Here is an 8,900-nt window from a genome sequence, read left to right as displayed (position 1 = left end):
CGATCGTCAGCAACATCCCGCGCATCTACGGTTCCGAGCCCGGCCCGACCGCGGGCAAGATCGGCACCTTCGTGATGTGGACCGCGTTCGCGACCACGGCCGTCACCAGCTCGCTGTTCCTGACCGCGCTGGCGCCGAACGCCGCCGCGCTCTCGATCGCCAAGAAGCTCGTCAACATCGAGGTCGGCTGGTCGCAATGGTTCATCGGCTTCGCGCCGCTCGGCATCCTCTTGCTGCTGCTGGTGCCGCTGCTCAGCTATCTGGTCTGCCGGCCCGAGATCAAGGAGAGCCCGGAGATCGTGACCTGGAGCGAGGGCGAGCTCGCCAAGATGGGGCCGCCGTCGCGGCACGAATGGATCATGGCGGTGCTGGTGGTGCTCGCGATGTTCCTGTGGATCTGCGGCTCCAATCCCAATATCAGCGTGCCGCTGCTTGGCTCGAACTTCATCAACGCGACCACGGTCGTGTTCGTCGTGATCTCGCTGATGCTGCTGACCGGCGTGATCGCGTTCGAGGACATCGTCGCGGAGAAGAGCGCGTGGGAGGTATTTTTCTATTTCACCTCGCTGCTCACGCTGTCGTCGGGCCTCAACGAGATCGGCTTCATCAAATGGGTCGCCGAGGGCTATGCCAAGCCGCTTTCCGGCACGTCGCCGATGGTCGGGATGATCCTGCTCGTCACCTTCTTCTTCTGGATCCACTATTTCTTCTCGAGCATCACCTCGCATACCGCCGCCGTGCTGCCGGTGGTGCTCGCCGTCGGCTCCAGCATTCCCGGCCTGTCGGTGCAGACCCTGATGCTGCTCTGCGTCTATTCGCTGGGCCTGATGGGCGTGATCTCGCCCTATGCCACGGGACCGGCGCCGATGTATTACGGCAGCGGCTTTATCGGCAAAGGCGACTTCTGGAAATTCGGGCTGATCTTCGGCCTGATCTACTTTTCCGGATTGTTGCTGATCGTGTTGCCCTGGTTACAAATGATCGGGTAAAATAGCCACAATCCAGCGAGAAACAGCCGCCGACCGGGAAGGAGCACTTTCCTTTCCGATTCTTAACGCGCTTTGTCCGGAAGAAGCCTTCAAAATGCTTCGTCGGATGTGGCGCGCGCGGAGTTCAGGGGACACATAGAGCCGCGCGAGCTCATTCGTGTTTCTTCGTGGGCAGGTTATGGACCAGCAGATCAAAGACCCGTCGATTGTGGCGCCCGAGCGAACCAGGCGAGGGTCGCGTTGGCGAGGGTTTCTGACCGGATGTCTCGTGCTGGCGGTGCTTGCAGGCATCGTCTGGTGGACGCGGCAGCAGGCGGCGCCGCCGCAGGCCGGTGGCGGGCGCAACGCCGGGCCGATGTCGATCGTGCCGGAGACGATCGGCAAGGGTGATATCGGCGTCAGCCTGAATGCGCTCGGCACCGTGACGTCGCTCGCGACCGTCACGATCAGGAGCCAGATCAGCGGCTATCTGATGAAGATCGATTTCAAGGAGGGCGATGAGGTCAAGAAGGGCGACCTGATCGCCGAGATCGATTCGCGTCCCTATGAAGCGACGCTGGCGCAGGCCAAGGGACAGCTCGCCCGCGACGAGGCGCAGCTGAAGGGCGCCCAGGTCGATCTCACCCGCTACCAGAACCTCGCCGCGCAGAATGCGGTGCCGCATCAGACGCTCGACACCCAGGTCGCGCTGGTCGCACAGTATCAGGGCACGGTGGAAGCCGATCGCGCCTCGGTGAAGTCGGCCGAGGTGAATTTGCAATATTGTCACATCGTGTCGCCGATCAACGGGCGCGTCGGACTGCGCCAGGTCGATCTCGGCAACTATGTGACGCCCGGCGACACCAACGGCCTCGTCGTGATCACGCAGCTCGAGCCGATCAGCGTGCTGTTCACGCTGCCGGAGGACAATCTGCAGGCGGTCGCGAAGCGGTTGAAGGAGGGCGCGGTGCTGCCGGCGGCGGCCTATGACCGCAGCGGCGCCAACAAGCTCGCCGAGGGATCGTTGCAGACCTTCGACAGCCAAATCGATGCGACCACCGGCACCATCAAGCTGCGCGCGCAGTTCGAGAACGACAAGCGCACGCTGTTTCCGAACCAGTTCGTCAACGTCCGCCTGCTGCTCGATACCCACAAGGATGCGACGACGATGTCGACCGCCGGCATCCAGCGCGGTGTACCCGGCACCTTCGTCTATCTCGTCAATGCCGACAGCACGGTCTCGGTGCGGCCGGTCAAGCTCGGCGTCACCGACGGCGACCGGGTCGAGGTGCTGTCCGGGCTTGTGCCCGGCGATCGCATCGTGATCGACGGCGCCGACAAGCTGCGCGAGGGCGCCAAGGTGGTCGTGCGCTCCGCCGCCGACGCCGCGAACCCGGCGGCTGCGGCCAAGGGGACGGCGAGCGGCACGTCGAACGGGGCCGCGAAGGGCGACGGCAAGGGAGATAGCAAGGACGGCGCCGATCCCGGAGGCGGCCACCACAAGCGGTCCGAGGACGGGCAGAAGAAATGAACCCGTCGCGGCCATTCATCCTGCGGCCGGTGGCGACGACCCTGATGATGATCGCCATCATGCTGTCGGGCATGCTGGCGTTCAGATTTCTCCCGGTCGCGGCGCTGCCGGAGGTCGACTATCCGACCATCCAGGTGCAGACCTTCTATCCGGGCGCGAGCCCCGACGTGATGACCTCGTCGGTGACGGCGCCGCTCGAGGTGCAGTTCGGCCAGATGCCGAATCTGACCCAGATGAGCTCGGTGAGCTCGGCGGGCTCGTCCGTGATCACGCTGCAATTCGGCCTGTCGATCTCGCTCGACGTCGCCGAGCAGGAGGTGCAGGCCGCGATCAATGCCGCGGGCAATCTGTTGCCGTCGGACCTGCCGGCGCCGCCGATCTACGCCAAGGTCAATCCGGCCGATGCGCCGATCCTGACCCTCGGCCTGACTTCGAAGACCATGCCGCTGACGCAGGTGCAGGATTTCGTCGACACGCGGTTGGCGCAGAAGATCTCGCAGCTGCCCGGCGTCGGCCTCGTCAGCATCAGCGGCGGCCAGCGGCCGGCGGTGCGCATCCAGGCCGACATCCGCAAGCTCGCGGCCTATGGCCTCAACATCGACGATCTCCGCACCACGCTCGGCAATGCCAACGTCAACACGCCGAAGGGCAATTTCGACGGCGCGATGCGCGCCTATACCATCAATGCCAACGACCAGATCCGCAATGCCAGCGACTACCGCTCGCTGATCATCGCCTACAAGAACGGCTCGCCGGTCCGCCTCAGCGACGTCGGCAACGTCGTCGACGGCGCGCAGAACGACAAGCTCGGCGCCTGGATGAACGAGACGCCGGCGATCATCCTCAACATCCAGCGCCAGCCCGGCGCCAACGTCATCTCGGTGGTGCAGGGCATCAAGGACCTGCTGCCGCAGCTGCAGGCGACGCTGCCGGCCGCGATCGACCTCAATATCCTGACCGACCGTACCGTGACGATCCGGGCCTCGGTGCGCGACGTCGAATACGAGCTGTCGCTCGCCGTGATCCTGGTCGTGCTTGTGATCTTCGTGTTCCTGCGCTCGACCCGTGCCACGCTGATCCCGAGCCTGTCGGTGCCGCTCTCGCTGGTCGGCACGCTGGGCGCGATGTATCTGTTCGGCTTCAGCCTGAACAATCTGTCGCTGATGGCGCTGACGATCGCGACCGGCTTCGTGGTCGACGACGCCATCGTCGTGATCGAGAACATCTCGCGCTACATCGAGGAGGGCGAGTCGCCGCTCGAGGCGGCGCTGCGAGGGTCCGAGCAGATCGGCTTCACCATCATCTCGCTGACGGTGTCGCTGATCGCGGTGCTGATCCCGCTGCTGTTCATGGGCGACGTCGTCGGCCGCCTGTTCCGCGAATTCGCCATCACGCTGTCGGTCACGATCCTGATCTCCGCCGTGGTGTCGCTGACCCTGGTGCCGATGGCCTGCGCAAAGCTGCTGAAGCCGGAGGCCATGGCGCGGGAAAACACCTTCCAGCGGCTCAGCCGCGAAGGCTTCGATGCCGTGATCGCGATCTACGCGCGGATGCTCAACTGGGTGCTGGATCGCCAAACCTTCGTGCTGCTGATCGCGCTCGCCACCTTTGGCCTGACGGCACTGCTCTATGTCGTCATCCCCAAGGGCTTCTTTCCGGTGCAGGACACCGGCGTGATCCAGGCGATCTCGGAGGCGCCGCAATCGGTGTCCTATGCGGCGATGGCCGAGCGGCAGCAGCGGCTCGCGAGCGCGATCCTGAAGGATCCGGACGTGCAGAGCCTGTCGTCGTTCATCGGCGTCGACGGCACCAACACCACGCTGAACAGCGGCCGCATCCTGATCAATCTGAAGCCGCATGAGCAGCGCAAGGCCAATGTCTCGACGATCATGGACCGGATCAAGGCGAGCACGGCGGCGCTGACCGGGATCACGCTCTACATGCAGCCGGTCCAGGACCTCACCATCGAAGGCACGGTGAGCCGGACGCAGTACCAGTTCATCCTGCAGGATGCCGATCCGAACGAGCTTGCGGAATGGACGCCGAAGCTGGTCGACAAGCTCCGGGAATTGCCCGAGCTCAGCGACGTCACCAGCGACATCTCGGCGCAGGGGCTCTCGGTGTTCGTGGACATCGACCGCGACCAGGCGGCGCGATTCGGCATCACGCCGGCGACGATCGACAACGCGCTGTACGATTCCTACGGCCAGCGCATCGTCTCGACCGTCTTCACCAATTCGAACCAGTACCGCGTGATCCTGGAAGCCGATCCGTCGCTGCAGACTTCGCTGGATTCGCTGTCGTCGATCTATTTGCCGTCATCGGTGGGCTCGACGCCGGTGCCGCTGTCGGTGATGGCCAAGATGCGGGTGGAGACCGCGCCGCTGCAGGTCTCGCATCTCGGCCAGTTCCCGTCGGCGACCGTCTCGTTCAACCTGGCGCCCGGCGCTTCCCTTGGAGGGGCGGTGACGGCGATCAAGCAGGCCCAGGCCGACATCAACCAGCCGCTCGGCATGATCACGAGCTTCCAGGGTGCGGCGCTGGCGTTCCAGTCCTCGCTGTCCAACCAGCTGTTCCTGATCCTGGCCGCGATCATCACGGTCTATATCGTGCTCGGCGTGCTCTATGAGAGCTTCATCCATCCCCTGACGATCCTCTCGACGCTGCCTTCCGCGGGCATCGGCGCGCTGCTGGCGCTGATGATGGCAGGCCAGGATCTCACCATCATCGCGATCATCGGCATCATCCTCCTGATCGGCATCGTGAAGAAGAATGCGATCATGATGATCGACTTCGCGCTCGACGCCGAGCGCAACGAGGGCAAGCCGCCGCGGGAGGCGATCTACCAGGCCTGCCTGCTGCGGTTCCGGCCGATCATCATGACGACGATGGCTGCGGTGCTCGGCGCGCTGCCGCTGATGCTCGGCAGCGGCGCGGGGTCCGAGCTGCGGAATCCGCTCGGCATCTCGATCGTCGGCGGCCTGCTGGTGAGCCAGCTGCTGACCCTGTTCACGACACCGGTGATCTACCTCTGGTTCGATCGCCTCGCGCTGCGGTTTGCCGGGCGGGCGGACGAGATCGGCGAGGCGAGCGGGTCGCGTTGAGCCATGGATCCGTCAACGCCCTTCATCCGTAGGCCGGTCGCAACGACGCTGTTGACGTTCGGGCTTGCGGCCGCCGGCATTGTCGCGTTCTTCAAGCTGCCGGTGTCGCCGCTGCCGCAGGTGGATTTCCCGACCATCTCGGTGCAGGCGACGCTGCCCGGCGCCAGCCCGCAGGATGTCGCGACCACGGTCGCAAGTCCCCTCGAGCGCCATCTCGGCCAGATCGCCGATGTCACCGAGATGACGTCGTCGAGCTCGGTGGGCTCAACCCGCATCACGCTGCAGTTCGGCCTGAATCGCGACATCAACGGCGCGGCGCGCGACGTGCAGGCCGCGATCAATGCGGCGCGGGCCGACCTGCCGACCAGCCTGCGCAGCAATCCAACCTACCGCAAGGTCAATCCTGCCGACGCGCCGATCCTGATCCTGACGCTGACGTCGGATACGCTGACGCGCGGCGATCTCTACGACGCCGCCTCCACGGTGCTGGCGCAGAAGCTGTCGCAGGTCGAGGGCATCGGCGAGGTCGTGGTCGGCGGCAGCTCGCTGCCGGCCGTGCGCGTCGATCTGATCCCGCAGGCGCTCTACAAATACGGCATCGGCCTGGAAGACGTCCGCGCGGCGCTGTCGAGCGCCAACGCCCACAGCCCCAAGGGTGGCATCGACGTCGGCGACCAGCGCTACCAGGTCTACGCCAACGACCAAGCCAACAAGGCCGATGATTACAAGTCGCTGATCGTGGCCTACCGCAATGGCGCGCCGGTTCATCTCTCCGACGTCGGCGAGGTGGCCGACGGCGTCGAGAACCTTCGCAATGCCGGCCTCGCCAACGGCAAGCCGGCGGTGCTGATCATCCTCTACCGGCAGCCGAACGCCAACATCATCAGTACCGTCGACCTCGTGAAGGGGCTGATGCCGCAGCTGCAGGCATCGGTCTCGCCGGCGATCGACATCGGCTTTGCGGTCGACCGTTCGACGACCATCCGCACCTCGCTCCGGGACGTCGAACGAACCCTCGTTCTGGCGGTGCTGCTGGTCATCATCGTGGTGTTCGCGTTCCTGCGCAATGCGCGCGCCACCTTCATTCCGGTGGTGGCGGTCTCGGTGTCGCTGGTCGCGACCTTCGGGGCGATGTACCTGTTCGGCTACAGCCTCGACAATCTCTCCCTGATGGCGCTGACGGTCGCGACCGGCTTCGTGGTCGACGACGCCATCGTGGTGCTGGAGAACGTCACCCGTTACATCGAGGACGGCCTGAGCCCGCTCGAGGCGGCGCTGAAGGGCGCCAACGAGGTCGGCTTCACCGTGCTGTCGATGAGCATCTCGCTGATCGCGGTGTTCATCCCGATCCTGCTGATGGCCGGCATCGTCGGGCGGCTGTTCCGCGAGTTCGCGATGGTGATCTCGATCTCGATCCTGATCTCGCTCGCGGTCTCGCTGGCGACCACGCCGATGATGTGCGCCGTGCTGCTCAAGCCGGACGCCGGCGGCCATGGCCGGCTCTATTGGGCGAGCGAGCGCTTCTTCGACGCAATGCTGAATTTCTACCGCAGGACGCTGACCGCGGCGCTGGCGCATCCGTTGTCGGTGATGCTGATCCTGGCGGCGGTCTTCGGCCTCAACTTCTATCTCTACGACGTGATCCCGAAAGGCTTCTTCCCGCAGCAGGACACCGGCCGGCTGGTCGGCTCGATCCAGGCCGACCAGAGCGTGTCGTTCCAGCTGATGCAGCAGAAGCTCGCGCAGTACGTCGGCATCATCAAGCGCGATCCGGCGGTGGAGACGGCGGTCGGCTTCACCGGCGGCGGGCAGACCAATTCCGGCTTCGTGTTCGTCTCGCTGCGTCCGCTCGATGAGCGCAAGATCGGCGCCGACGGCGTGATCGCGCGGCTGCGCCGCGAGATGTCGGTGGTGCCGGGCGCGAGCCTGTTCCTGCAGGCGGTGCAGGACATCCGGGTCGGGGGCAGGGCCTCGAACGCGCAGTATCAGTACACGCTGCAGGGATCGACGCTGGAGGAGCTCAATGAATGGACGCCGAAGATCGCCGCGGCCCTGCAGCGCGATCCTGATCTCGCCGACGTCAACAGCGACCAACAGAACAAGGGCCTGGAATCCGATCTCGTGATCGACCGCGACGCCGCGGCCCGGCTCGGCATCACGGTGAGCCAGATCGACAACACCCTCTACGACGCCTTCGGCCAGCGGCAGGTGTCGACAATCTATGTCGCGCGCAACCAGTATCACGTCATCATGGAGGTCGCGCCGCGCTACTGGCAGAATCCGGAGACGCTGAAGGACGTCTATATCAGCACGTCCGGCGGATCGGTCGGCGGGTCGCAATCGACCAACGCGGTGGCGGGCACGGTCGTCGCGCCAGGCAACTCCAGCGCGGCCAGTGCGGCCAACGCCCAGGCCGCGCGCAACCAGGCCACCAATTCGATCGGTTCGACCGGGAAGGGCGTGGCCTCGACCGGATCGGCCGTCTCCACCAGCAGCGAGACCATGATCCCGCTGTCGGAAGTTGCAGCGTTCAAGCAGGGCGCGACGCCGCTTGCGGTCAATCACCAGGGCCTGTTGGTCGCCAACACCATCTCGTTCAACCTGCCGCCGAACGTGTCGCTGAGCACGGCGGTCGGCAGCATCGAGGCGACCATGAACCGGATCGGGGTCCCGGCCACGATCCGCGGCACCTTCCAGGGCACCGCCAAGGCGTTCCAGGACTCCCTGAGCAACCAGCCGTTCCTGATCCTGGCCGCGCTGGTTGCGATCTACATCGTGCTGGGCGTGCTCTACGAAAGCTACATCCATCCGCTGACCATCTTGTCCACATTGCCCTCGGCGGGTGTGGGCGCTTTGCTGGCGCTGATGGCATTCAAGACCGAGTTCAGTATCATGGCGCTGATCGGCGTCATCCTGCTGATCGGCATTGTGAAGAAGAACGCCATCATGATGATCGACTTTGCGCTGGAGGCGGAACGCAGGCGCGGGCTGGAGCCGCTCGAGGCGATCCGGGAGGCCTGTCTGCTGCGCTTCCGCCCCATCATGATGACGACGATGGCCGCGCTGCTCGGGGCGGTGCCGCTGGCGATCGGCATGGGCGATGGCGGCGAGCTGCGGCAGCCGCTCGGCATCGCCATCGTCGGGGGCCTGATCCTGAGCCAGGTCCTCACGCTCTACACGACGCCGGTCATCTACCTCTATCTCGACCGGTTCCGCCTGTGGGCCCAGCGCCTCCGCCGCGGCGGCGCGCCGCGGATGCCGGGCTCCTCACTTCAAGCGGGCGAGTAAATGCCGACA

General features: G+C 65.2%; 4 protein-coding genes. All 4 read left to right on the top strand.

The annotated features are described in order from the left end of the window. On the top strand, positions 1 to 989 hold a 989-nt coding region (locus IF803_RS04310; protein ID WP_461191385.1), incomplete at its 5' end, for a DASS family sodium-coupled anion symporter. A 178-nt stretch (positions 990 to 1,167) separates the two neighbouring features. After that, positions 1,168 to 2,499: an MdtA/MuxA family multidrug efflux RND transporter periplasmic adaptor subunit gene (locus IF803_RS04305; RefSeq protein WP_461191384.1), complete on the top strand. Its 1,332-nt coding sequence runs from the start codon at positions 1,168 to 1,170 to the stop codon at positions 2,497 to 2,499. Continuing rightward, positions 2,496 to 5,603 carry an MdtB/MuxB family multidrug efflux RND transporter permease subunit gene (locus tag IF803_RS04300; RefSeq protein WP_461191383.1) on the top strand — a complete coding sequence of 1,036 codons (3,108 nt, stop codon included), beginning with the start codon at positions 2,496 to 2,498 and terminating at the stop codon, positions 5,601 to 5,603. The genes IF803_RS04305 and IF803_RS04300 overlap by 4 nt, the downstream gene beginning before the upstream one ends. Before the next feature lie 3 nt (positions 5,604 to 5,606). Next, complete coding sequence (locus tag IF803_RS04295; protein WP_461191382.1) at positions 5,607 to 8,891, top strand: efflux RND transporter permease subunit; 3,285 nt, start codon at positions 5,607 to 5,609, stop codon at positions 8,889 to 8,891. Positions 8,892 to 8,900: the final 9 nt, after the last annotated feature.

The sequence above is a fragment of the Bradyrhizobium sp. UFLA06-06 genome, from assembly GCF_054820065.1.
This window is presented reverse-complemented; position numbering and strand designations above follow the sequence as displayed.